21 protein-coding genes are annotated in these 23,362 nt (G+C 65.3%); 16 read left to right on the top strand and 5 right to left on the bottom strand.

What is annotated here, in order from left to right; genetic code table 11:
• Positions 1-45: 45 nt before the first annotated feature.
• Positions 46-1,305, bottom strand: a complete 1,260-nt coding sequence (gene rho, locus MHZ91_RS16690; protein ID WP_043541410.1) for a transcription termination factor Rho — start codon at positions 1,303-1,305, stop codon at positions 46-48.
• A 116-nt stretch (positions 1,306-1,421) separates the two neighbouring features.
• Positions 1,422-1,748, bottom strand: a complete 327-nt coding sequence (trxA, locus tag MHZ91_RS16685; protein ID WP_006218534.1) for a thioredoxin TrxA — start codon at positions 1,746-1,748, stop codon at positions 1,422-1,424.
• Between the two features lie 323 nt (positions 1,749-2,071).
• Here trxA and parE point away from each other — a divergent pair, with 323 nt between their 5' ends.
• The 4 genes from parE to MHZ91_RS16665 all read left to right on the top strand — a co-directional run bounded on the left by parE (position 2,072) and on the right by MHZ91_RS16665 (position 8,296).
• Complete coding sequence (gene parE / locus MHZ91_RS16680; protein ID WP_175125067.1) at positions 2,072-4,033, top strand: DNA topoisomerase IV subunit B; 1,962 nt, start codon at positions 2,072-2,074, stop codon at positions 4,031-4,033.
• On the top strand, positions 4,033-4,632 hold the full coding sequence (locus MHZ91_RS16675) for a YcxB family protein (RefSeq protein WP_175125066.1): 600 nt from the start codon (positions 4,033-4,035) through the stop codon (positions 4,630-4,632). Before parE ends, MHZ91_RS16675 begins: the two co-directional genes overlap by 1 nt.
• A 45-nt stretch (positions 4,633-4,677) precedes the next feature.
• Entirely contained in the window at positions 4,678-7,014 is a 2,337-nt protein-coding gene (parC, locus tag MHZ91_RS16670; RefSeq protein WP_239214659.1) for a DNA topoisomerase IV subunit A, read from the top strand.
• Between the two features lie 79 nt (positions 7,015-7,093).
• On the top strand, positions 7,094-8,296 hold the full coding sequence (locus MHZ91_RS16665) for a DUF418 domain-containing protein (RefSeq protein WP_239214658.1): 1,203 nt from the start codon (positions 7,094-7,096) through the stop codon (positions 8,294-8,296).
• A gap of 64 nt (positions 8,297-8,360) precedes the next feature.
• On the opposite strand, the gene MHZ91_RS16660 is transcribed toward MHZ91_RS16665, so the two are convergent.
• The gene (locus MHZ91_RS16660; RefSeq protein WP_239214657.1) at positions 8,361-9,689 is read right to left on the bottom strand and encodes an aspartate aminotransferase family protein; all 1,329 of its coding nucleotides are present in this window, start codon (positions 9,687-9,689) and stop codon (positions 8,361-8,363) included.
• 47 nt (positions 9,690-9,736) lie between these two features.
• Entirely contained in the window at positions 9,737-10,669 is a 933-nt protein-coding gene (locus MHZ91_RS16655; protein WP_239214656.1) for a MurR/RpiR family transcriptional regulator, read from the bottom strand.
• A 272-nt stretch (positions 10,670-10,941) separates the two neighbouring features.
• Here MHZ91_RS16655 and MHZ91_RS16650 point away from each other — a divergent pair, with 272 nt between their 5' ends.
• From MHZ91_RS16650 to MHZ91_RS16625, 6 genes are all read left to right on the top strand, one after another.
• Positions 10,942-11,490 carry a MarR family winged helix-turn-helix transcriptional regulator gene (locus MHZ91_RS16650; RefSeq protein ID WP_239214654.1) on the top strand — a complete coding sequence of 183 codons (549 nt, stop codon included), beginning with the start codon at positions 10,942-10,944 and terminating at the stop codon, positions 11,488-11,490.
• Positions 11,487-12,047 carry a diaminobutyrate acetyltransferase gene (gene ectA / locus MHZ91_RS16645; protein ID WP_175125060.1) on the top strand — a complete coding sequence of 187 codons (561 nt, stop codon included), beginning with the start codon at positions 11,487-11,489 and terminating at the stop codon, positions 12,045-12,047. Before MHZ91_RS16650 ends, ectA begins: the two co-directional genes overlap by 4 nt.
• A gap of 124 nt (positions 12,048-12,171) precedes the next feature.
• Positions 12,172-13,479: a diaminobutyrate--2-oxoglutarate transaminase gene (gene ectB, locus MHZ91_RS16640; protein WP_239214650.1), complete on the top strand. Its 1,308-nt coding sequence runs from the start codon at positions 12,172-12,174 to the stop codon at positions 13,477-13,479.
• Positions 13,476-13,874 carry an ectoine synthase gene (locus MHZ91_RS16635; RefSeq protein WP_056571502.1) on the top strand — a complete coding sequence of 133 codons (399 nt, stop codon included), beginning with the start codon at positions 13,476-13,478 and terminating at the stop codon, positions 13,872-13,874. Before ectB ends, MHZ91_RS16635 begins: the two co-directional genes overlap by 4 nt.
• Before the next feature lie 15 nt (positions 13,875-13,889).
• Positions 13,890-14,816 carry an ectoine hydroxylase gene (thpD, locus tag MHZ91_RS16630; protein WP_175125058.1) on the top strand — a complete coding sequence of 309 codons (927 nt, stop codon included), beginning with the start codon at positions 13,890-13,892 and terminating at the stop codon, positions 14,814-14,816.
• Positions 14,817-14,937: 121 nt separating this feature from the next.
• A complete protein-coding gene (locus tag MHZ91_RS16625; RefSeq protein WP_239214647.1) occupies positions 14,938-15,810 on the top strand; it encodes an MOSC domain-containing protein in 873 nt (290 codons plus the stop codon).
• A 67-nt stretch (positions 15,811-15,877) separates the two neighbouring features.
• Here MHZ91_RS16625 and sugE read toward each other — a convergent pair whose 3' ends face one another.
• A complete protein-coding gene (sugE, locus tag MHZ91_RS16620; RefSeq protein WP_175125056.1) occupies positions 15,878-16,195 on the bottom strand; it encodes a quaternary ammonium compound efflux SMR transporter SugE in 318 nt (105 codons plus the stop codon).
• 207 nt (positions 16,196-16,402) lie between these two features.
• Between sugE and panD the strand changes: the two genes are divergently transcribed.
• The 6 genes from panD (at position 16,403) to MHZ91_RS16590 (ending at position 23,361) form a co-directional block, all read left to right on the top strand.
• Entirely contained in the window at positions 16,403-16,771 is a 369-nt protein-coding gene (panD, locus tag MHZ91_RS16615) for an aspartate 1-decarboxylase (protein WP_039883066.1), read from the top strand.
• A 69-nt stretch (positions 16,772-16,840) separates the two neighbouring features.
• Positions 16,841-17,887 (top strand): CDP-6-deoxy-delta-3,4-glucoseen reductase, encoded by a 1,047-nt coding sequence (locus MHZ91_RS16610; RefSeq protein WP_175139257.1) that lies wholly within the window; start codon positions 16,841-16,843, stop codon positions 17,885-17,887.
• A 127-nt stretch (positions 17,888-18,014) separates the two neighbouring features.
• Positions 18,015-19,271: a D-amino acid dehydrogenase gene (locus MHZ91_RS16605; RefSeq protein WP_239214644.1), complete on the top strand. Its 1,257-nt coding sequence runs from the start codon at positions 18,015-18,017 to the stop codon at positions 19,269-19,271.
• 4 nt (positions 19,272-19,275) lie between these two features.
• On the top strand, positions 19,276-20,616 hold the full coding sequence (locus MHZ91_RS16600; RefSeq protein ID WP_175125053.1) for an extracellular solute-binding protein: 1,341 nt from the start codon (positions 19,276-19,278) through the stop codon (positions 20,614-20,616).
• A 211-nt stretch (positions 20,617-20,827) separates the two neighbouring features.
• Positions 20,828-21,739 (top strand): TcpQ domain-containing protein, encoded by a 912-nt coding sequence (locus tag MHZ91_RS16595; protein WP_239214641.1) that lies wholly within the window; start codon positions 20,828-20,830, stop codon positions 21,737-21,739.
• Positions 21,736-23,361, top strand: a complete 1,626-nt coding sequence (locus MHZ91_RS16590; protein WP_239214638.1) for a hypothetical protein — start codon at positions 21,736-21,738, stop codon at positions 23,359-23,361. Before MHZ91_RS16595 ends, MHZ91_RS16590 begins: the two co-directional genes overlap by 4 nt.
• Position 23,362: the final 1 nt, after the last annotated feature.

Below are 23,362 nucleotides of genomic sequence, written 5' to 3'. Positions count from 1 at the left end.
AGCCGCCCTTGGCAAGGGCGGCTTTCTTTGGCGCGGACGTTGCGCTTACTTCTTCTTCATCATGTCGAAGAATTCGGCGTTGGTCTTGGTGGCGCGCATCTTGTCCAGGATGAACTCCATGGACTGGACTTCGTCCATGTCGTGAATGAACTTGCGCAGCACCCACACCTTCTGCAGCAGGTCCGGGGCGATCAGCAGCTCTTCGCGGCGGGTGCCCGACTTGTTCAGGTTGATGGACGGGTAGACGCGCTTTTCTGCGAGGCGGCGCTCGAGGTGGACTTCGGAGTTGCCGGTGCCCTTGAATTCTTCATAGATGACTTCATCCATGCGGCTGCCGGTTTCGATCAGCGCGGTGCCCAGGATGGTCAGCGAGCCGCCTTCTTCCAGGTTACGCGCCGCGCCGAAGAAACGCTTGGGGCGTTGCAGGGCGTTGGCGTCCACACCGCCGGTCAGCACCTTGCCGGAAGCCGGCACGACGGTGTTGTAGGCGCGGGCCAGACGGGTGATCGAGTCCAGCAGGATCACGACGTCCTTCTTCATTTCGACCAGGCGCTTGGCCTTTTCGATGACCATTTCGGCCACTTGCACGTGACGCGTGGCGGGTTCGTCGAAGGTCGACGCCACCACTTCACCGCGCACGGTGCGCTGCATTTCGGTCACTTCTTCCGGGCGTTCGTCGACCAGCAGGACGATCATGACCGCATCGGGATAGTTGGTGGTGATGGCATGCGCGATGTGCTGCATCATCACCGTCTTGCCGGACTTGGGGCTGGCGACGATCAGGCCGCGCTGGCCCATGCCGATGGGGGCGAAGACGTCGAGGATCCGGCCGGTGAGGTTTTCCTCGCTCTTGATGTCGCGTTCCAGGCGGATGACGCGATTCGGATGCAGCGGCGTCAGGTTCTCGAACATGATGCGATGCTTGATCGCCTCAGGGGCCACGCCGTTGACCTTGTCCACCTTCACCAGGGCAAAGTAGCGCTCGCCATCCTTGGGGGTGCGCACTTCGCCTTCGATGGAATCGCCGGTGTGCAGATTGAAACGGCGGATCTGCGACGGAGAAATGTAGATGTCGTCGGTGCTGGCCAGATACGAGGTTTCCGGCGAACGCAGGAAACCAAAGCCGTCGGGCAGGACTTCAAGAACGCCGTCGCCGAAGATCTGCTCGCCCTGCTTGGCGCGCCGCTTCATGATGGCGAACATCAGTTCCTGCTTGCGCAGGCGGTTGGCGTTCTCGATTTCCAGGCCAGCGGCCATTTCGAGCAGCTGCGAGACGTGCAGCGCCTTCAGTTCGTTGAGGTGCATCGCGGTGAGTGTTGGGGGAAAAGTAAAGGAGGGTCTGGCGGCGCGCCACGGACGGGCTCGCGCGGTACTGAATGAGCGCCGCCTATGCGGCGGCGCCCTCGTTTACAGCACGCGATTTACAACGCGCCGTCCAGGAATGCGGTGAGTTGCGACTTCGACAGCGCGCCAACTTTGGTGGCGGCAGCCTGGCCGTCTTTAAAGAGCATAAGGGTCGGAATGCCGCGGATGCCGTACTTGGTGGCGGTGCCCTGGTTCTCGTCCACGTTCAGCTTGGCGATCGTCAGACGGCCAGCGTATTCGGTGGCGACTTCTTCCAGGATCGGGGCGATCATCTTGCAGGGGCCACACCAGGCAGCCCAGTAGTCCACCAGCACCGGCTGGCCGGATTTCAACACATCGGCATCGAAGCTGGCGTCACTGACGTTCTTGATTTGGTCGCTCATGATGGTGATTCTCGGTTCGGCAGCAAAAGGCGCGTGAAAACGCGCCTTGCCTTGTTCTTGTTTGTGGAATGGACTCAAGCATACCACTGTCAATAACAACAGGCATACCACTGTTAATAACAACAGGGTTTGCAGGTTTTTGTGTAGGATGTTGCGGCGCAGCTGTCGCGGTCCGGGAAGTCAAAGCCCGGATCGGCGGTTGTGACTGTCATCATCCTACCGAAATCGGACCTGGTCAGGTCGTGCGCATCCCACCCGGAGCCGCGCAGAATCTAGGCTTATCCGTAAAATGTCGGTTTTTTTCCACAGATGTTGGGGATAACTTGGCCACTCCACGTTACAACGAGGCGTCCATCCGCGTCCTGAAGGGGCTGGAACCCGTGCGGCAGCGCCCGGGCATGTACACCCGCACCGAAAACCCCCTGCACGTCGTGCAGGAGGTCATTGATAACGCCGCAGACGAGGCCCTGGCCGGCTACGGCAAACAGATCCAGGTCACGCTGCATGCAGATGGCAGCGTCTCCGTTGAGGACGACGGCCGCGGCATTCCCGTCGGCCTGCACCCCGAAGAAAACGCGCCCGTGGTCGAACTCGTGTTCACGCGCCTGCATGCGGGCGGCAAGTTCGACAAGGCGGGCGGCGGCGCTTACGCCTTTTCGGGCGGCCTGCACGGCGTCGGCGTGTCCGTCACCAATGCGCTCGCCACCCGCCTGGAAGTCATCGTCTGGCGCGACAACGCCGTGAGCCGTCTGGTGTTCAAGGGCGGCGACGTCGCCGAACCCCTGGCGCCCTACGATCAGGGCGGCCGCAAGAAGTCCGGCACACGCGTGCGCGTCTGGCCGGACGCCAAATACTTCGACAGCCCTAATATCCCGCTGGGCGAGCTGACGCATCTGCTGCGCAGCAAGGCCGTGCTGCTGCCGGGCGTGAAGGTCACGCTCGTCAACGAGAAAACCAACGACACCAAGACCTGGCAGTATCAGGACGGCCTGCGCGGCTACCTGGCCGAGGCCCTGGCGGGCGCCGAACTGATGGTGCCGTTCTTCGAAGGCGAACAGTACGCGGGCGCCGACCATGAAAACTTCGCCGAAGGCGAGGGCGCCCAATGGGTGGTGGCCTGGACTGACGACGGCAACGCGGTGCGCGAGTCCTACGTCAACCTCATTCCCACGCCGGCCGGCGGCACGCATGAGTCCGGCCTGCGCGAAGGCCTGTTCGGCGCGGTGAAGGGCTTTGCCGAACTGCACAGCCTGCTGCCCAAGGGCGTGAAGCTGCTTCCCGAAGACGTGTTCGCCCGCGCCAGCTTCGTGCTGTCGGCCAAGGTGCTGGACCCGCAATTCCAGGGCCAGATCAAGGAACGCCTGAACAGCCGCGACGCCGTGCGGCTGGTGGGCGGTTTTTCCAAGAGCGCGCTCGACCTCTGGCTGCACAGCAACGTCGAATACGGCAAGAAGCTCGCGGAACTGGCCATCCGGCAGGCGCAGGCTCGCCAGCGTTCGGCCCAGAAGGTCGAAAAGCGCAAGAGTTCCGGCGTGGCGGTGCTGCCCGGCAAACTGACTGACTGCGAGTCCAGCGACGCCACGCGCACTGAAGTGTTCCTGGTCGAGGGCGACTCGGCCGGCGGCTCGGCCAAGATGGGCCGCGACAAGGAATTCCAGGCCATCCTGCCGCTGCGCGGCAAGGTGCTCAATTCCTGGGAAGTCGACCGCGACCGCCTCTTTGCCAACAACGAGATCCACGACATTTCCGTGGCCATCGGCGTCGACCCTCACGGTCCCAACGATACGCCCGACCTGTCCGGCCTGCGCTACGGCCGCATCTGCATCCTGTCGGACGCGGACGTCGACGGCTCGCACATCCAGGTGCTGCTGCTGACGCTGTTCTACCGGCATTTCCCCAAGCTCGTCGAGGCCGGCAACGTGTACGTCGCCAAGCCGCCGCTGTTCCGCCTGGATGTGCCCGCGCAGGGCAAGCGTCCCGCGCGCAAGATCTACTGTCTTGATGAAGGCGAACTTGAAGCCGCGCAGGACAAGCTGCGCAAGGAAGGCGTGCGCGAAGGCGCGTGGGCCGTCAGCCGGTTCAAGGGCCTGGGCGAAATGAACCCCGAGCAACTGTGGGAAACAACCATGAACCCGGACACGCGCCGCCTGCTGCCCGTGGGCTACGGCGACCAGACGCCCGACGACACCACCCGCATGTTCGACATGCTGATGGGCAAGGGCGAGTCCTCGCAACGCCGCGCGTGGATCGAAGAAAAGGGCAACCTGGCGGAGCTTGACATCTGATGACGCCGTCCGCGCCCGGGCAAGCCCGCATGGTCGTCGACCTGACCGCCGACGACTACGCGGATTTTGCCGCCTATGTGTACAAACGGCCGGAACTTCGCCGCCGCCGCTATCGGTCTCATTTGCGCTTCGGCATCCTGATGATCGTCGCGCTGCTTGCGTACCTGATCTGGCAGACCTGGGACGGCAAGGGACCCAATTGGGGCGCGATCCTGCCGGTGTACTTCCAGGGGCTGGCGGTCGGGCTGGGCATCCTCGCGCTGCTGGCCCTGGCCTACGAATACGTGCTGCCCGGACTCGTGCGGATGAACACGCGCCGCATGCTGGCCAAGCAGCCGGACACCCTGTATCTGGGGCGGCACGAACTTGATTTCGGCCCCGACGGCGTCACCGACAGCACCGCCTCTGCTTCCGGGCAGATGGCGTGGACCGACGTGCGGCGGGTCGAAGAAACCCCCGAACATCTCTACGTCATCCTCGGCACCCTGCAGGGCGTGATCATCCCCAAGCGCGGGCAGGACGCCGCCACGCTGCAAGCCGTGCGCGCCCAGATCCGCGCGCACGTTGCCGACACCCAGCTCATGGCCCCGTCCGCCTGAGGCGCATTGACGCCGTTTCGAAGAATTTGTTTACCTGAAACCATCATGACCGACAGCAATCAACCCGGCCTGTTTGACTCCAACCCGCCCGGCGGCGACGGCGACGGTGACGGCAACGCCGCCATCACGCTGGCGCGCTACGCGGAACAGGCCTATCTGGACTACGCGGTTTCCGTGGTGCGCGGCCGCGCGCTGCCCGACGTGGGCGACGGGCAGAAGCCCGTTCAGCGCCGCATCCTGTTTGCGATGCAGGCGATGGGGCTGGGCTTCGGCGCCAAACCCGTCAAATCCGCGCGCGTCGTGGGCGACGTGCTGGGTAAATACCATCCGCATGGCGATCAGGCCGCGTACGACGCCATGGTCCGCATGGCGCAGGACTTCTCGCTGCGCTATCCCTTGATCGACGGCCAGGGCAACTTCGGTTCGCGCGACGGCGATAACGCCGCCGCCATGCGTTACACGGAAGCGCGGCTCACGCCCATTGCCAAGCTGCTGCTCGACGAGCTGGACGAGGGCACCGTCGATTTCGTGCCCAACTACGACGGCAGCCAGCAAGAGCCGCAGATGCTGCCGGCGCGGCTGCCCGTGATGCTGCTGAACGGCGCGTCGGGCATCGCGGTCGGCATGGCCACTGAGATTCCGCCGCACAACCTGCGCGAAGTCGCCCAGGCCTGCGTGGCGCTCATCAAGCAGCCGCAGTTGCCGGACGAGGAGCTGTACGCCATGATCCCCGGCCCGGACTTCGCGGGCGGCGGACAGATCATCACCCCGGCTGCCGATATCGCGCAGATCTACGGAGGGGGCCGCGGCTCGCTCAAGGTGCGCGCGCGCTGGCAGTTTGAAGAACTGGCGCGCGGCCAGTGGCAACTGGTCGTCAACGAGCTGCCCCCGGGCACGTCCGGCCAGAAGGTGCTGGAAGAAATCGAGGAAATCACCAATCCCAAGGTCAAGACGGGCAAGAAGAGCCTGACGCCCGAGCAGACGCAGGCCAAGGCCGTGATGCTGAACCTGCTGGATGCCGTGCGCGACGAATCCGGCAAGGACGCCGCGGTGCGTCTGGTCTTCGAACCCAAGACTTCGCGGGTGGACCGCGACGAGTTTGTCAACACGCTGCTGGCGCAGACCAGCATGGAAGGCAGCGCCAGCGTCAACCTGGTGTGCATCGGCACCGACGGCCGGCCGCGCCAGAAGGGCCTGCGCGACATCCTGGTCGAGTGGCTGGCGTTCCGCACCAACACCGTCGTGCGCCGCACGCGCTTCCGCCTGGATAAGGTCATCGACCGCATCCATGTGCTGGAAGGCCGCATGGTCGTCTACCTGAACGTGGACGAGGTCATCCAGACCATCCGCGAATCCGACGAGCCCCGCGCCGCCCTGATGGAACGCTTCAAGCTGTCCGAGCGCCAGGCCGAAGACATCCTGGAAATGCGCCTGCGCCAATTGGCGCGCCTGGAAGGCTTCAAGATCGAGCAGGAACTGGCCGACAAGCGCAAGGAGCAGATCTCGCTGCAGGAGCTGCTGGACAACCCCACGACGCTCAAGCGCCTGCTGATCAAGGAAATCGAAGCCGACGCCAAGCAATATGGCGACGAGCGCCGCACCCTGATCGAAACCGCCGAGCGCGCCGTGCTGGAAACCAAGGTGCTGGACGAGCCGGTCACCGTGGTCGTGTCGCAGAAGGGCTGGCTGCGCGCGCGTCAGGGCCACGGCCATGACGCTTCGCAATTCGGCTTCAAGCAGGGCGACGACCTGTACGGCGCCTTCGAATGCCGCACCACCGACACGCTGATCGCGGTCGGCGACAACGGGCGGGTCTACTCGGTGCCGGTGTCCGGGCTGCCGTCGGCGCGTGGCGACGGCCAACCGGTCACCACGATGATCGACCTGGAATCCGGCACGCGCATCGTCCATACGATCGCTGCCTCGGCCGACAGCCGCTGGCTGCTGGCCACCCGCGGCGGTTATGGCTTCGCGGCCAAGCTGTCCGACATGGTCAGCCGCCAGCGTGCAGGCAAGCAGTTCATCACGCTGGAAACGGGCGACGAACTGCTGCGTCCGGTGCCGCTGTTTGCAGGCGCCCAGCAACTGGCGCTGCTGTCGCAAAAGGGCAAGTTCCTGGTCTTCGGCCTGGACGAGGTCAAGTCGCTGTCGGGCGGCGGACGCGGCACCATCCTGATGGGACTGGACGGTGCGGACAAGCTCGACCAGACCGTGCCGATCGGCCCGAAGGGCTTGCGCGCCACCGGCATCTATCGCAACAAGATGACCGAGGACATCCTGGCTGGTGCGGACCTGGCCGTCTACGTCGGCAAGCGGGCCCGCAAGGGCCGCGCGCTGGACGTGCGGCCCAAGCAGCCGTTGCTGTCGCCGGTGCTGGGTTGACGCCTGCGCGCCGCCTGACGCCGAACACGCCCGGCGGCGCGCGCCACTTGCGCCGCCGGGTTGCCTTCCAGAGGCCCGCATGAGCATCGACCTCGCCGCCCGGCCGCGCCTTGCGCACGTCGATGCCCTGCGCGGCTTCGCGCTCTTCGGCATCCTGGTCGTCAATATCAACGTCTTCGCCTTTCCGTTCTATGGCGGGGGCGTGCCGGATCCGGTGTATTCCAGCCCCGTGGACGTGACGGTCCGCTGGCTGGTCGCCTGGTTGTTCGAAACCAAGTTCTACCTGCTGTTTTCCTTCCTGTTCGGCTACAGCTTCACGCTGCAGATGTCGGCGGCCGAGCGCGCCGACGCGGCGTTCGCGCCGCGCTTTCTGCGCCGGTTATTGGGACTGGCGGCCTTGGGCATGGCGCACGCCATCCTGTTCTACCAGGGCGACATCCTGGTCACCTACGCCTTGTTGGGTCTTGCGCTGCTGTTGTGCCGGCGCATGGACCCGGGCCGGGCGCTGCGCGTTGCCCTGTGGCTGATCGCGCTGGCGTCGGCGGTGTGGGGGATTCTGGGCGCGTTGAGCTTTCTGGACCCCGTTCCGGCCGGCTACGCGCTGCAGTACAAGGCCGACGCGCTGGCCTCCATCGAGGCGTACCGCGGCACCGTGGGCACCACGATCGCGCAGCACATCAAGGAACTCACCGAAGCCATCTGGTTCACGGTGCTGTTCGTGCAAGGGCCGTTCGTCTTCGCCATGTTCCTGACCGGGTACGCGTTGGGGCGGCGCAATGCGCTGGCGGATCCCTGGCGCTCGCGCCGCGCCCTGGGACTGCTGTGCGCACTGTGCGTCCTGCCCGGACTGGCCGGCGCCGCGGCATATGCCACCAGCGCCTTGCCGCAGGCGCGCGTGATGTGGGAATTGCCGGGCCTGGCCGTGGGCCTGTTCACCGCGCCGCTCCTGAGCCTGTCGTACGGGGCGGCGTTCCTGCTGGCGCTACGCACGGGGCCGGGCGAGCGCCTTGGGGTCTGGCTGGCCCCGGCGGGGCGGATGGCGCTGAGCAACTACCTGATGCAATCGGTGGTCTGCGCGTTTCTCTTCACGGCGTGGGGCCTGCGGCTGTACGCCGCCGTGACGCCCCTGGCTGCGTTGCTGATTGCGGTGGCCATCTTTGCCGCCCAGTTGCCGTTGTCTGCCTGGTGGCTGCGGCATCACGCCTATGGACCCGTGGAATGGTTCCTGCGCGCGCTCACCATCGGCGCGCGCCCGCCCTGGCGGCGGGCGGGCGCAGGCTGATCAGGCGGCGCGGGGCGGAGGATCGCCGCCCGGCGGCTGTTGCGGTGGACGCCTAACCCCGCGTCTACGCGATCGCGGCGTCGATGGCGCCGGTCAGCCGTTCCGTCAGTTGATCCAGTTCGTCGTCGGAAATGATGAAAGGCGGCGCGAGCAGGACGTGATCGCCCTGTCGTCCATCGAGGGTGCCGCCCATCGGATACACCATCAAACCCCGCGCCATCGCCTCGCGCTTGATCCGCGCATGCAGCGTCAATTCGGGATCGAAGGGCTGCTTGCTGACGCGGTCCTGAACCAGCTCCACGCCCATGAAGAGACCCCGGCCGCGGATGTCGCCCACGTGCGGGTGTTCGCCCAGCGCCGCCTGCAGACGCTGCGCCAGGCCTGCGCCCTGAACCCGCACGCGCTCAAGCAGCCCGTCGCGCCGGATCACGTCCTGCACCGCCAGCGAGGCCGCGCACGCCAGCGCGTGGCCAAGATACGTGTGGCCATGCTGGAAAAAGCCGCTGCCTTGCTGCATCGCCTGCACGATGTGCTGTTGCGCCATGACTGCCCCGATGGGCTGATAGCCGCCGCCCAGCCCCTTGGCGATGGTGATGAGATCCGGCGTCACGCCTTCCTGTTCGACGGCGTACAGCGTGCCGGTCCGGCCCATGCCGCACATCACTTCGTCGGCGATGAACAGCACGCCGTGGCGGTCGCAGACCTCGCGGATGCGGCGGAAGTACCCCGGCACGGCGGTCACCGCGCCAGACGTCGCGCCCACCACCGGCTCGGCCACGAATGCCATGACGGAGTCGGGGCCGAGGCGCACGATGGCCGCGTCCAGTTCCTCTGCAAGCCGCTCGCCGTATTGTTCGGCGGTTTCGTCGCTGCGTTGGTCGCGGTAGGCATAGCACGGCGAGACGTGCTCGACCTCGATCAACAGCGGCGCGAACTGTGCGCGCCGCCAGGCATTGCCGCCGACCGCCAGCGCGCCGAGCGTGTTGCCGTGATAGCTCTGCCGCCGCGCGATGATGTGGCGGCGCTGCGGCTGGCCGATTTCGACGAAATATTGGCGCGCCATCTTGAGCGCCGCTTCCACCGCTTCGGACCCGCCCGATACGAAGTACGCATGGGAGGTGCCGGCGGGCGCGTCCGCCACCAGGCGGGCCGCCAGCTTTTCAGCGACGTCGGTGGTGAAGAAGCTGGTGTGGGCATAGGCCAGCGCGTCGATCTGCGCGTGCAGGGCCGCCTGGACCTCTGGATGATTGTGGCCCAGGCAGGACACGGCCGCGCCGCCTGAGCCGTCCAGATATGCGCGGCCCGCGCTGTCATGGATCCAGACGCCCTGGCCGCGCACGGCGACGGGGGGCGTATGGCGAAGGGAGCGATGCAGGATGTGGGTTTGGCTCATGCTGCGGGTTCCTGGGTCAGGTTGAGGGTGGCGTTGGCTCGGGCGCCTCAGCCGTGGCGGCGCGCGGGGGCGCCGGTCCAATAGACGTTGTCAGTGCGCAGGCGCTGCTCGACTTCGGCCAGCCGGTCCAGCACCGCGTCGCCGCCGAGGGCCGTCAGCCGTGCGATCAGGTGTTCGGCCAGCCCGAGCAGACCGGCGGTCGTGTGGAAGAACGAGCCCGGCCCCTGGCGCGCCGGCCTGGCTTGCACGCCATCGCGGTCGGACGGGGCAAAGCGCAGCGTGTGGCGGGCGTCTCCGGCAAGCGGCGACAGCGGGTCGTCGGTCAGCGCCACCACGGCCACGCCGCGCCGCGCGGCCTGGCGCGCCAGATCCACGGTGGCGGCGGGGTAGGGGGCCTGCGAGATGACGATCAGCGCATCGCCCGCGCCCAGGTTGTCGATCTGCTCGGCCGGCGCGCTGCCCAGCCCGTCGATCAGGACACTGTTGCGCCGCACGAGCTGATAGGCGTAGCGCATCTGGAATGCAATGCCGAAGGCCGAGCGCGTGCCCAGGAAACCGACCTGATGCGCGTCCAAAAGGGTTTGCACGGTGGCGTCGAACGTTGCGGGCGGGTTCAGCGCGCAGACCGAGGAAATGGCTTGGACCTGATACCCGGTCAATGCATCGTGGCCGGGTTCGGCGGACGCACCCGCCGCAGCCTGCAGGGCAGCGGCGCGGTCGCGCAGGCCCGGCTCGCCCTGTGCCGCCAGCGCCTGCTGGAACGGCTGGCGGAAATCCTCGTAGCTGCCATAGCCCAATGCGCGAGCCAGGCGCAACATCGTGGCGGGCGCCACGCCGAGCGTCTGCGCCTGCCGGCGCATCGACCAGAGTCCCACCTGCGCGGGATTCGCCACGACCCAGCGCGCCGCCCGCTGCAATTCGGGCGGCAGTTGTTCCAGCTTTGCCTGGAGGGTGGCGAGCAGGGAAGCGGGCAAGGACATGTTGGCAGGACCGGGTAAACGGTAAAAACATATGATAAATAAAACATCATGAACAAAACATATGTTTTTTGTTCGGGCCAGCCAGCAGACGGATGCCGCTCATAGCGCCCGGCATAGCGGAACCAGCGTGCTGACAAGTCCATTCATACTGCGGTCATCCTCGCCAAATCCGCGTTCATTTATTTACATCGTGCCCGGGTTTTTGTTTGACTCAAATAAATCGGGCGCATATGATTCGTGTAGAAATGATTTTGCCCGAACCATCTGTATCCATGACTGACGCCGCGAAAACCGAAACCACTCAGCAGTACGACCTGCGCATTTTGCGAGCCCTGCGCCGCATCACGCGTTCGATCGCGCTGCATTCGCGCCAGTTATCCGCGGTCAGTCACATCACTGCGCCGCAGCTGATGTGCCTGCGCACCGTGATCGCCAACGGTCCGATGACCGCCACCGCGATCAGCCGCGAGATGCACGTCAGCCCCAGCACGGTGGTCGGCATCCTGGATCGCCTGGAAGACAAGGCGCTCATCCGCCGCGAGCGGGGCCGTGAAGACCGCCGCATCGTGTTCGTCACGGCCACCGAGGCGGGACGTGAATTGGCGCAAGGCGCGCCGTCGCCGCTGCAAAAGCATCTGGCTGACGCGCTCAATGCCTTGCCGGAATTGGAACAGGCCACCATCACCCTGTCCCTGGAGCGCATCGTGACGCTCATGGAACAGGACGGTCAGGCCGCAGTCGACACGCATGGAGACGTGTCGTCGCCCATCCTTGAAGTGCCCACGGGCGGGGCACCCCCAGAATCGGGAATCGTTGCATGAAGAAAAACGAACTGGACTCCCCCATACTCTCAAGTGCCGTGGCGCCGGCGGTCAGCGCGCAGACCCATACCATGCGTCTGCCCGACCGCAAAGACGGCGCCGCGATCCACCGCCTCATTTCCGAGTGCCCGCCGCTCGACCTGAATTCCCTCTACGCGTACCTGCTCCTGTGCGAGCACTTCCGCGACACCTGCGTCCTGGCTGAAAGCGCCGGGGGACGCATCAATGGTTTCATCTCCGCATATGTGGACCCGTCCCGCCCCGACGTCCTGTTCGTCTGGCAGGTTGCGGTGCACGCCCGCGCTCGCGGCCAACGCCTTGGCCGCGCCATGCTCCGGGAACTCTTGCAGCGCAAGGGCCTGGCGCATGTCCGCTATCTTGAAACCACGGTGGGGCCTGACAACCAGGCTTCGCGCCGCACCTTCGCCGGCCTGGCCGCCGAAGTAGGCGCCCACGTTTCCGAACAGCCGTTCTTCGACCGGCAACTCTTCGGCGGCGCGGACCATGACGACGAGATGCTGTTAAGGATAGGTCCGTTCGCCTTGCCGTCCCCGTAGGGGCGTCTCAGGCCTGAAGGGCTTATCGAGTTACAGGGATGGTTCTAACTGTCCGGGTGCGCTTGCCGCACCTGGCGGGATCAGGCCGTCCGTCAATTAATGAGTTGAAAAGGGAGGATTAATCATGGACTTGAAGATCTTTGACCGCATGGAGTCTGAAGTGCGGGGCTACATCAGGTCGTTTCCCGTGATATTCAATCAGGCCCGTGGCTCGACGCTCATCGATGAAGATGGCGCCGAATACATCGACTTCTTCAGCGGCGCAGGCACGCTGAACTACGGCCACAACAATCCTGTTCTCAAGGAAAAGCTGCTGGAGTATGTGCAGGCGGACGGCGTCGTCCACGGCCTGGACATGGCCACCAGCGCGAAGAAGCGTTTCCTGGAGACGGTGGATCGCGTGCTGCTCAAGCCGCGCAACTGGCAGTACACGCTGCAATTCACCGGCCCGACCGGCACCAATGCCGTCGAAGCCGCGCTGAAGATCGCGCGCCAGGTCAAGGGCCGTCCCAACGTGATCTCGTTCACGCACGGCTTTCACGGCGTGAGCGGCGGCTCGTTGGCCGCGACGGCCAACATGAAGTTCCGTGACGCCGCCGGCTACGCGCTCGGCAACACGACCTTCATGCCCTACGACGGCTACTTCGGTCCGGACGTGGACACCATGGCGTACATGGAACGCATGCTGGAAGACCCGAGCAGCGGCATGGACAAGCCGGCAGCCGTCATCGTGGAAACGGTGCAAGGCGAAGGCGGCGTCAATGTGGCCACGCTGCGCTGGCTCAAAGAGCTGGAAAAACTGTGCAAGCGCCACGACATGCTGCTGATCGTGGACGACATCCAGGTCGGCTGCGGCCGCACGGGCACGTTCTTCAGCTTCGAAACCGCCGGCATCCGCCCCGACATCATCACGCTGTCCAAGTCGCTATCGGGCTTTGGCCTGCCGATGTCGCTGGTGCTGATGAAGCCCGAACTGGACATCTGGAAGCCCGGCGCGCACAGCGGCACCTTCCGCGGCAACAACCTGGCGTTCGTCACCGCGACGCAGGCGCTGGAAACCTACTGGACCAACGCCGCATTCACGGCCGACATCCAGCGCAAGGAACGCCTGGTCGGCGACTGGCTTGAAAACCTGGTGCACAGCTATCCCAACGCCGGCCTGTCGGCGCGTGGCCGCGGCCTGATCCAGGGCCTCGTGTCCAACGGCAATCCGGCGCTGTCCAACCGCATCGCCCAATGCGCTTTCAAGAAGGGCGTCGTGATCGAAACGTCGGGCGCGCACGATGAAGTGCTGAAGTTGCTGCCCGCGCTGACGATCGAGGAAGACCTGCTGGCCAAGGGCCTGGATCTGATCGAGGCCAGCGTGGCCGAAGCGCTGGCCGATGAGGGGCAGTCTGCCCGCATCCTGAAATTTGGAGGAAAACGTCAATGATCGTACGTAATGTCAAAGATGTGATCGGCACTGCCGACGAAGTCCGCACCGACACCTGGGTCAGCCGCCGCGTGCTGCTGAAGAAGGATGGCATGGGCTTTTCATTCCACGAGACCACCATCTTCCCGGGCGGCCGCACGCACATCCACTACAAGAACCATCTTGAGGCGGTGTGGTGCATCGAGGGCGACGGTTCGATCGAGACCATTGCCGACGGCAAGAAATACGACCTGGGCCCCGGCGTGGTCTACGCGCTGAACGAAAACGACGAGCACTGGCTGTGCGGCGGCAAGGAGCCGCTGCGCGTCATCTGCGTCTTCAATCCGCCGCTGACCGGCCAGGAAGTGCACGACAAGGAAGGTGTCTACGCGCTGCCCGATGCGGTCGCGGCCTGATAAAAGGAGGTTCGCATGATCTCACCCGCGCAGGATCCGTACGCCTCCCGTACGGATCGCAGTTCCGCCATCATTTCCCGCCAGGATCCGGTTGTCTATGAAGACGGCAAGTATGCCAACGCCCTGAGCGAAGAGCAGGTCGGCCAGTACGACCGCAACGGCTTCCTGCTGCTGGAAAACCTGTTCACGGAGGCCGAGGTGCGTGCGCTGTCGGCCGAGGTCGAGCGCATGACGCGTGACCCGTCCATCGTCCGCCGCGAAGAGGCCATCACCGAGCCGGGCAGCAACGCCGTGCGTTCCATCTTCATGGTGCACGTGCTCAATCCGATGCTGGCACGGCTGGTGCGCGATCCGCGCCTGGTCAACGTGGCACGTCAGATTCTCGGCTCCGAGGTCTACATCCACCAGTCGCGTGCCAATATGAAGCCGGGCTTCAAGGGCAAGGAGTTCTACTGGCACTCCGACTTTGAAACCTGGCACGTCGAAGACGGCATGCCGTCGATGCGTGCGCTCAGCTGCTCGGTGCTGCTGACCGACAACAACGAGTGCAACGGCCCGCTGATGCTGGTGCCCGGCTCGCATCGGCAGTTCATCTCGTGCGTCGGCGAGACGCCGAATGAGCACTACAAACAGTCGCTGAAGAAGCAGGAATACGGTGTGCCGGATCCTGTCAGCCTGCAATTGCTGGTGGAGCAGGGCGGCATCAGCACGATGACGGCCAAGGCCGGCTCCGTGGTGTTCTTCGACTGCAACACGATGCACGGCTCGAACAGCAACATTTCGCCGTGGCCCCGCGCCAATGTCTTCATGGTCTACAACAGCATGGAGAACACCCTGAACCCGCCCAAGTACGGGCTGACCCCGCGTCCCGAGCACATCGCGACGCGCAAGGGATTCAAGGCGGTCACGCCGCTGGACACCTTGAAGCTGGTCGGCGGCTGAGCGACCGCCACCTCATCTGGCCCGGGCTAGTCCCGGGCTTTTTTGTCTCTTTCGGGCGGTCCGGCGCGCCGCATTTCTTGTATTCTCTGCGGCATTCGCCACTCGTTGAGCCATCGCCGCCATGTCCGCCCGCATCCTCAGCCTGCATATCTACCCCGTCAAATCCTGCGCGGGCATCGATCTGACCGAATCTCCCATCGATCGCGCGGGCCTTGCGCATGACCGGCGCTGGATGGTGGTGGACGCCGCGGGCCAGTTCATGACGCAACGGCAATGGCCGGCCATGGCGCTCATCCGCACGGCGCTCACTGCTGACGCGCTGCGGCTGTCGGCGCCTGGCATGGCTGACCTGGATATCGCGTTGGACGGATCGGGTCTGCACGGCGAGGCCCTCACGGTCGGCGTCTGGGCCGACACCACCATGGCCCGGCGCGAAAGCGAAGCCGCCGCCCAATGGCTGACCCAGTTCCTGCAAACGCCGTGCGGCCTGCTCAAGGTGGACGCCGCGGCGCGCCGCGACGCCAAGCCCGACTGGGTGTCGCGCTGGGTCGATGCGCACCCGGACCTGGCCGACGCCTTTGTGGGCGAGCACTGCTTCGGATTTGCCGACGGGTTCCCGCTGCTGATCGCCAATCAGGCGTCGCTGGACGACCTGAATGCCCGGCTGCAGGCCAAGGGCGCCGACCCCGTGCCCATGGACCGGTTCCGTCCCAATATCGTGGTCGAGGGCGAATGGGAAGCCTTCGAGGAAGACCACACCGCCATGATTTCGGCGGCCGGGGTGCGGATGGCGTTCGTCAAGCCGTGCACGCGTTGCTCGATTCCGGACATCGATCAGCGCACGGCCAAGCAGTACGAGGAACCGGGCCGTACGCTGGCGGGTTACCGCAATCTGGACATCGGCGTGGTGTTCGGCCAGAACGCCATCCTGGATGCGCCGGCGGGGGCGCGGCTCAAGGTGGGCGACGCCGTCGAGATCGAACTGGATTTCTGACGCGCCGCCCTAACGGGGCTGGGGTCTCATTTGGCCCCTAAGCCTTAAGCCCAGCCCGGCCGGAGCCTTACGGCGTGGAAAGCTTCAGGCCCACGAGGCCCAGCACGATCAACGCGACGCTGGCGATTCGCAGCCAGCTCGCCGATTCCCCGAACAGCACGATGCCGGCCACAAAGGCGCCAATCGTGCCGATGCCCACCCACACGGCGTAGGCCGTGCCCAGCGGCAGGGTTTTCATGGCCAGGGCCAGCAGCCAGAAACTGACCAGCATGCCGCCCACCGTAACGATGGAGGGGCCAAGCCGGGTGAATCCGTGCGTGTATTTCAGGCCGACGGCCCAGACGATTTCAAATAGGCCAGCCAATACCAGGATGATCCAGGTCATTCACGACTCCCATGTTGCGTTGCCGGCAAGGCGCCGGCATAAATGGGGTCGTCCCCGGAAAACGCGCCAGCCGTTTGACTGTGCGCAGCAACGGGCCGTCCCGCTGCGGCAAAAATTATAGAATACCGGCTTTCGACGGCAAATCCGGATGCCGGGCATCAACCATGCAACACTTCGCGGTCCGGGCCGCGAAACCAGGAATTTTTTATGCAACGCATCATGCTGCGGGCAAAGCTGCACCGCGTCACGGTCACCGAAGCCGACCTTCACTACGAAGGATCTTGCGGCATCGACGAAGACCTCCTCGACGCTGCCGGCATGCGCGAGTTCGAACGCATCGAACTCTACAACGTGACTAACGGTGAACGCTTCGACACCTACATCATCAAGGCGGCCCGCGGCAGCGGCGCCATCTCGCTGAACGGCGCGGCTGCGCGCCGGGCCCAGGTGGGCGACCTGCTCATCATCTGCACGTACGGTCCGATGTCCGAAGAAGATTCGGCCAAGCACAAGCCCCAGGTGGTGCTCGTGGACGACGCCAACCGCGTCAAGGAAATCCGCAAGTTCCCGGCATGACGCCGGGCCGGGCGGAGCGCCTTCCCGGCACAGCCGGATAGCGCTTCGTCGCCTCTGAACCGTTTCATCATGAGCTTCCAGGTCATCATCCAACCCAGCAAGCATCAATTCCCGGTCGAGCCCGGCCAGACCGTGCTCGACGCCGCGTTGGCGGCGGGCATCGTCCTGCCTTACAGCTGTCGCAACGGCGCGTGCTCCACCTGCAAGGGCAAAGTGGTGTCCGGGGAGTTCGACGCCGGCCAGTACCCCGCGCAGATCCTGTCGCCGGAAGAACTGGCCGACGGCTACACGCTGTTCTGCCAGGCCCGGCCGGAATCCGACCTCGTGGTCGAATCCACCGAGGTCCGGCTGGCCAGCGACATCCAGATTCGCAAGCTGCCGTCGCGCGTCCAGACCATGGAACGCGTCGCGCCGGACGTCACGGTCCTCAAGCTGCAATTGCCGGCTTCCGAACAGTTCCGCTATTACGCGGGCCAGTACGTCGAAATCATCCTGAAGGACGGCCGCCGCCGCAGCTATTCGATGGCTGGCGCGCCGCACACCGGCAGCCCGCTGGAACTGCACATCCGGCACATGCCGGGAGGACTCTTCACCGATCACGTGTTCGGCGCCGGCGACACGCAGATGAAGGAACGCGAGATCCTGCGCCTGGAAGGGCCCTTCGGATCGTTCTTCCTGCGCGAAGACAGCGACAAGCCGATCGTTCTGCTGGCCAGCGGCACGGGCTTCGCGCCCGTCAAGGCGATCGTCGAACACATGATCCACAAGAACATCAACCGCCCGGTCGCGCTGTACTGGGGCGGCCGCCGTCCGCAAGACCTTTACATGGACGCGCTGGCGCAGTCGTGGTCCGCGCAACTGCCGAACTTCCGCTACGTGCCGGTGGTGTCCAATTCGCTGCAGGAAGACAACTGGACCGGCCGCACCGGCTTCGTCCACGAAGCCGTGATGCACGACATCGCGGATCTTTCCGGGCACCAGGTCTATGCCTGCGGCACGCCGCTGATGGTCGATGCGGCCCGCCGCGAGTTCAGCGCCCAGAACGGTCTGCCGCCGGAAGAGTTCTACGCGGACGCCTTCACGTCCGAGGCCGATCTGGCGAAGGCCGGGTCTTAAGTAATATGTTTTTTTATTACTTAGGCGGCTGCAAAGCGGCAAGGTAAACTGCTTTGGCAGCGGCCTGCCGGGGGTACGCGGACATCGGGTCCGCGCACGCAACCGGCATGCAAGGAGCGATGCGGGCATGAAAGTAGCGGTATTGGGTAGCGGCATTATCGGCATCTCCACCGCCTGGTGGCTCAGCCAGGCGGGTCATGACGTCGTGGTCATAGACCGCTGCACCGGTCCCGCGCAGGAAACCAGCCTTGCCAATGGCGCGCAGATTTCCGTCTCCTACGCCGAGCCCTGGGCCAATCCCCAGGCGCCGATGAAGCTGCTCAAGTGGATGTTCCGCGACGACGCGCCGCTGCTGTTCCGTCCGCAATTGGACTGGCGGCAGTGGATGTGGGGCCTGGCATTTCTGCGCGAATGCCTGCCCGGCCGGCTGGCTCCCAACATCCGGGCCATGGTGCGCATGGCCGAATACAGCCGCGCCACCCTGCGCGGCATGCGCGCCGAACTCGGCATCCAGTACGACCACCTGGAACGCGGCATCCTGAATTTCTACCGCGATCCCCACGAATTCGAAAACTCGCAGCGTGCCGCCGGCCTGATGCGCGACTTCGGCGTCGAGCGCCGCGTCGTGAACACCGACGAAGTCATCGCCATCGAACCCGCGCTGGCGCCGCATCGCGCCACGATCGTGGGCGGCGACTACACGCCCGAGGACGAAAGCGGGGACGTGCACCTCTTTACCGTCGCGTTGGCCGAACACTGCGCCCGCGCGGGTGTCGAATTCCAGTACAACACGCGTGCGACCCGGCTTCTGACGCAGGGCGGCGCGGTCACGGGCATCGAACTCATCCAGCCCGACGGCCGCTATGCCACGCTGTCGGCCGACGCCTATGTCGTCGCCATGGGCAGCTTCAGCCCCGCGATGCTGCGTCCCCTCGGCATTCCGTGCAACGTGTATCCGGCAAAGGGCTATTCGGCCACGTTCCCGGTGCGCAATCCGGGTGCGACCCCCACCGTCAGCTTGACGGACAGCAGCCACAAGATCGTCTTTTCGCGGCTGGGTGACCGGCTGCGCATGGCAGGCACGGCGGAACTTTCCGGCTATTCGCGCAGCCTGAATACCGGCCGTTGCGAGGCCCTGACCCGCCTCGCCAAAGAACTCTTTCCCGACGCGCTCGATTTCGAGCGCGTCAGCTATTGGTCGGGCCTGCGCCCGTCCACTCCCTCGAACGTGCCCATCATCGGCCGCAGCCGTATTCCGAATTTGTATATCAATACCGGACACGGTACGCTTGGCTGGACGATGGGTGTTGGCTCGGGCCGGGCATTGGCCGATCTGCTCAGTGGACGGCGGCCAGAACCGGAATTCCCTTTTCTTGGTCTGTGAACCTATGAAGAAACTGCAATTGGCGGGCGTTGCCCGCGCGATGTTCGCCAGCCGGCGTGCATGGGTGTTTGGCGCCGCGATGGCGATGGCCGGCGTGGCAAACGCCGCACCCGTCGAAATCCAGGTCTGGCACACCCTGACAGATGCAAACAAGGCCGAGTTCGAAAAGCTCGCCAAGCAATACAACAAGGAGCAGGACGACGTCAAAGTGACGCTGCGCGGCTTCGCCTCGCCGACTGCCCTGGAGCAAGAGGCGGTGTCCGCGGTCAAGGCCAAGAAGGGCCCGAACCTGCTGCAACTGTCCGATAACCACTCGCCCGAAGTCGTGGCCCAGCACAAAGCCGTGCTGCCGCTCTACGAACTGCTGGCCAAGTATCCGATCAAGGACTTGAACTGGTTCGTGCCGGCCACCAGCAGCTTCACCCGCGACAGCAAGGGCCGCCTGCTGGCTTTCCCCTGGATGGCCGAAGTGCCGGTGATGTTCTACAACACCGCCGCCTACAAGAAGGCTGGTCTCGATCCCAACAAGCCGGCGCGCACCTGGACCGCGCTGCAGGCCGAACTCCTGAAGCTGCGCGACGTGGCCGATATCGACTGCCCGTACGCATCCAGCGATCAGGTCGCGGTCCACCTCGAGAACCTGGCGCCGGTCAACAACCAGCTGTTCACCAGCAACAACAACGGCCTGGACGCGGTCACCAAGAAATCCGCCGCGCCTGCCATGCAGTTCGACACGCTGTACATGCGCCACATCTCGCTGATGGTCAGCTGGAAGCGCTCGCTGCTGTTCACGGCGTATTCCGGCGACAACGCCTCCGACAAGCTGTTCGCCAAGGGCGAATGCGCCGTGCTGACGGCCAATTCGGGCGCGCTCGGCCAGTTCCTCGCCACCAAGTCGCTGTCCTTCGGCGTCTCGCCGCTGCCGTACTACGAGCAAGCCACGAAGGAGGGCGGCAAGCCCTTCGTCAGCGGTTCGGCGTTGTGGGCGCTTGAAGGCCATCCGCAGGCCCAGGAAAAGGCCACCGCGCAGTTCCTGGCGTGGCTGTCCAAGCCGGTGGTCGCCGCCGAATGGCATCAGCGCACGGGTTACCTGCCGCTGACCGAAGCCGCCTTCCGTGCCTCGGACGTGTCGTTCTACAGCAAGATCCCGGGCGCGCAGGCGTTCGTGGCTTCGATGAGCGCCAAGCCCGTCCAGAACGCACGCGGTTTCCGCATGGCCAACTACGAGCGCATCGAACCCGTGCTGAACAAGGAACTCACCGATGCCTTCGATGGCAAGGTGCCTCCCGTTTCTGCGCTGAACAACGCCGCCGCGCAGGCGCGCACCATTGCCACGCAGCGCTGATCGCGCCGCATAGCGGCGCGCTCTCGCAGCGCCGCGCAGCAGAAGAAAGCCTGGTCTACGGACCAGGCTTTTTTGTTGTCCGGATTCGTCGCGCGCGCGGGGTGGATGAATCCATCCGTCCGTACATGCCAGTCTGGCGGCGCCTCCGGCGCTCGGCCACCATGCCGTTCAAGCGTGTCGCTTCCGATGCGCGCTTTGTTCGCGGTGAGGCATGGTACGAATCTTCTTTCTGGCGGCCGGGCTGTCTTGCCTGGGCGCATGCACGTGGTCGGGCCCGGGCTCAGGCCGAGACACAACCTCCTGGCAGGCGGCCAAGCCGTTCTCGCAAGGGTTCCGCTTCGACTGGCAACTATCCGGCGATCCCGCCGTCGCGCCGCTGCAGGTCTTCGACGACGGGCGCGAGACCTGGCTGCAATTCCAGCCGGGCCAGCCGTTGCCGGCCATCTTCGGTGCAGGCGATGGCGGCGAACTCCCGTTGCCTTATGTGCGCCGCGACCCTTACGTCGTGGTCGCCGGTGCATGGAAAGCACTGCGCTTTCGCGGCGGCAGGCTGACTGCTTGGGCGCAGCGGGCGCATGGTGCGGCGGACATTCCGTCGCCCTTGACCCAATCCGCCTCGCGTATGGTGCAGACCCCGGCAACTGCCCTAGACGCATCGCAGCGTCCGAGGGCGGATTTCACCTCGCACACCAAGCTCGTCGATGACTCGGCTCCGCGCTCGGATGGGGGCGCGCTGGCCGGCACAGAAGCGTCGAGCCGTCATGCCGCGCAGTCCGCCACGCTTGCGGGCGCGACGTCCACCGATACGCACGTTGATGCGCAGGCTGCCCCGTTCCGGGCCGCGCCACCCGACGCCACGCTGCGCGCGGTGCTGGCGCGCTGGGCCGGCGCGTCGGGCTGGACGTTCGAACCACAGCATTGGGCCGTAGACGTCGATATCCCGCTGGCGGCCACGGCCGAATTCTCCGGCGACTTCAAAACGGCAGTGCGCGGGCTGCTCGGGGCCACCGAACTGGCCGACCGTCCGTTGCAACCCTGCTTCTATGGCAACCGCGTCCTGCGCGTCGTGCCGCTTGCGCAATCGTGCTCGCGGGCGGCCACGCCCAAAGGAGCCGCGGCATGAAGTTCCTTTCGTTAGCTTGCGCCACGCGCGTTCCGGCAACCAGAACGTTCGCCTGCACGGTGCTCTCGTGCGTGCTCGCTGGCTGCTCGGTGTCCGAGCAGGTCACGATCATGCAACGCGCGGCCAGCGGCCGGCATGCGGACGCCGCCACCCGCCATCAGGCCTTTGCGGACGGTTTGTCTGATCGGCAGGCTCGCATCGCCGCGCAGGAAGTCTCCACGCCCTGGCTGGCGGGCAAGCCGCAACCGCTCGCGCGCGAGGTCGCGCTGCCGCCGGCATTACGCGAAAACGTCAAAACCACGCTCATGCTGGCCGACGACGCAGATCTTTCCACGCTGGCGCAGCGCCTGACCGCCGCCACGGGCATTGCGGTTCGAGTGCGTCCCGACGCATTGCTTCCCCCCGACCAATTCCTGCCGCGTCTTGCCGTCAGCGGCGCGGTGGCTCTCGCCGCACCGGCGCGCATTGAAGTGCGGGCGGATCCTCAGCCGCTCGCCGATCTGCTCGACGCGCTGGCCGCGCGCTTTTCGGTGCACCGGCGCTACGAACACAACGCGCTCGAGTTCTACCGCACCGAAACGCGCGTCTTCGATCTGCGCGCCCTGACGCTCGCCAGCAAGGTCGACGTGCGGCTCGGCCGCTCAGGCAGCGCAGAAGGCGAGGGCTTCGAAAGCACCTCCAACACGACGCTGGCCGCGGGCGAACACAACGCGCTGGCCATCCTGCGCGCAAACGTTCTGCCTTTCCTCACTCGATCCGGCGTTATTGCAGAGCCGGTGGAAGGCGCAGCCACGTTGGTCGTAACAGATACGCCGGACGCACTGGACCGGGTCGCACGCTATCTGGAACGCGAGAACAAGGCGTTGACCCGCCGTGTCCGCCTGCTTTTCGAGGAAATCACCTTTATCGCCAACACGGAAGCCACGGGGGGGCTCGACTGGAATGCCCTTTATGCAGCCGCAGGCGCCACGGCGCGGCTGGCCGTGCCTGGCGTGCCGGCCACCGGCGCAGGGTTGCTTCAAGCCGCATCGAGCGCGGGACCATTCCAGGGCTCGCAGGCCATCGTGTCCGCCCTCAGTGCGATGGGCGCGGTCGTGCGGCACAGCAAGATTCCGGTTCTCACCTTGAACCGCCGGCCGGTCTCGCATGCCGTCAGGACTACGTTCTCCTACATTGATCGCGTGCAGAGCACTGCCATGCCCGGCATGACCGCCACTGGCGCGAACGGATCGCTGCCTGCCGTCTCGATCAGCCAAAAAGAAGAAACCGTCGGCTCGTTCCTGACCCTGGTGCCGGACATCCAGGAAGACGGGCAGATCCTGCTTTCCATCGCGTATGACAACGCGGTCGCGCAGCCCCTGAAAACAATCACCTTCGGCGAAAGCGCCAATCAGGTGCAAGTGCAGCAGATCACGGTCGATGGCAGCGGCACGGTACAGCAGATCGAACTGCGGCCGGGGCAGCCCATGATTGTGGCCGGCTTTGACCGCACGCAGGACCAGCACGACCGCCAACGGCTGGCGCCCGGACTGCCGCTGCTTGCGGGCGGCCTGGATCGCGCCGCCACTGAACGCCACACGACGCTGATACTCGTGACGGCTCAGGTCGAGGAAGGGTACTGAT

Origin of the sequence: Achromobacter sp. ACRQX, assembly GCF_022346505.1 — a bacterium.
Classification (GTDB): Bacteria; Pseudomonadota; Gammaproteobacteria; order Burkholderiales; family Burkholderiaceae_B; genus Achromobacter; species Achromobacter animicus.
The sequence above is the reverse complement of the archived record's forward strand: the minus strand, read 5'-3'. Positions and strand labels throughout refer to the sequence as shown.

Bases quoted from the DNA above. Each gene is read 5' to 3' on its own strand.
- MHZ91_RS16665 (WP_239214658.1), top strand. From the start codon at position 7,094: ATGAGCATCGACCTCGCCGCCCGGCCGCGCCTTGCGCACGTCGATGCC.
- MHZ91_RS16600 (WP_175125053.1), top strand. From the start codon at position 19,276: ATGAAGAAACTGCAATTGGCGGGCGTTGCCCGCGCGATGTTCGCCAGC.
- parC (WP_239214659.1), top strand. From the start codon at position 4,678: ATGACCGACAGCAATCAACCCGGCCTGTTTGACTCCAACCCGCCCGGC.
- MHZ91_RS16595 (WP_239214641.1), top strand. From the start codon at position 20,828: ATGGTACGAATCTTCTTTCTGGCGGCCGGGCTGTCTTGCCTGGGCGCA.
- MHZ91_RS16610 (WP_175139257.1), top strand. From the start codon at position 16,841: ATGAGCTTCCAGGTCATCATCCAACCCAGCAAGCATCAATTCCCGGTC.
- sugE (WP_175125056.1), bottom strand. From the start codon at position 16,195: ATGACCTGGATCATCCTGGTATTGGCTGGCCTATTTGAAATCGTCTGG.
- MHZ91_RS16605 (WP_239214644.1), top strand. From the start codon at position 18,015: ATGAAAGTAGCGGTATTGGGTAGCGGCATTATCGGCATCTCCACCGCC.
- panD (WP_039883066.1), top strand. From the start codon at position 16,403: ATGCAACGCATCATGCTGCGGGCAAAGCTGCACCGCGTCACGGTCACC.
- trxA (WP_006218534.1), bottom strand. From the start codon at position 1,748: ATGAGCGACCAAATCAAGAACGTCAGTGACGCCAGCTTCGATGCCGAT.
- MHZ91_RS16655 (WP_239214656.1), bottom strand. From the start codon at position 10,669: ATGTCCTTGCCCGCTTCCCTGCTCGCCACCCTCCAGGCAAAGCTGGAA.
- MHZ91_RS16650 (WP_239214654.1), top strand. From the start codon at position 10,942: ATGACTGACGCCGCGAAAACCGAAACCACTCAGCAGTACGACCTGCGC.
- ectB (WP_239214650.1), top strand. From the start codon at position 12,172: ATGGACTTGAAGATCTTTGACCGCATGGAGTCTGAAGTGCGGGGCTAC.
- MHZ91_RS16675 (WP_175125066.1), top strand. From the start codon at position 4,033: ATGACGCCGTCCGCGCCCGGGCAAGCCCGCATGGTCGTCGACCTGACC.
- rho (WP_043541410.1), bottom strand. From the start codon at position 1,305: ATGCACCTCAACGAACTGAAGGCGCTGCACGTCTCGCAGCTGCTCGAA.
- MHZ91_RS16590 (WP_239214638.1), top strand. From the start codon at position 21,736: ATGAAGTTCCTTTCGTTAGCTTGCGCCACGCGCGTTCCGGCAACCAGA.
- MHZ91_RS16625 (WP_239214647.1), top strand. From the start codon at position 14,938: ATGTCCGCCCGCATCCTCAGCCTGCATATCTACCCCGTCAAATCCTGC.
- MHZ91_RS16635 (WP_056571502.1), top strand. From the start codon at position 13,476: ATGATCGTACGTAATGTCAAAGATGTGATCGGCACTGCCGACGAAGTC.
- ectA (WP_175125060.1), top strand. From the start codon at position 11,487: ATGAAGAAAAACGAACTGGACTCCCCCATACTCTCAAGTGCCGTGGCG.
- thpD (WP_175125058.1), top strand. From the start codon at position 13,890: ATGATCTCACCCGCGCAGGATCCGTACGCCTCCCGTACGGATCGCAGT.
- MHZ91_RS16660 (WP_239214657.1), bottom strand. From the start codon at position 9,689: ATGAGCCAAACCCACATCCTGCATCGCTCCCTTCGCCATACGCCCCCC.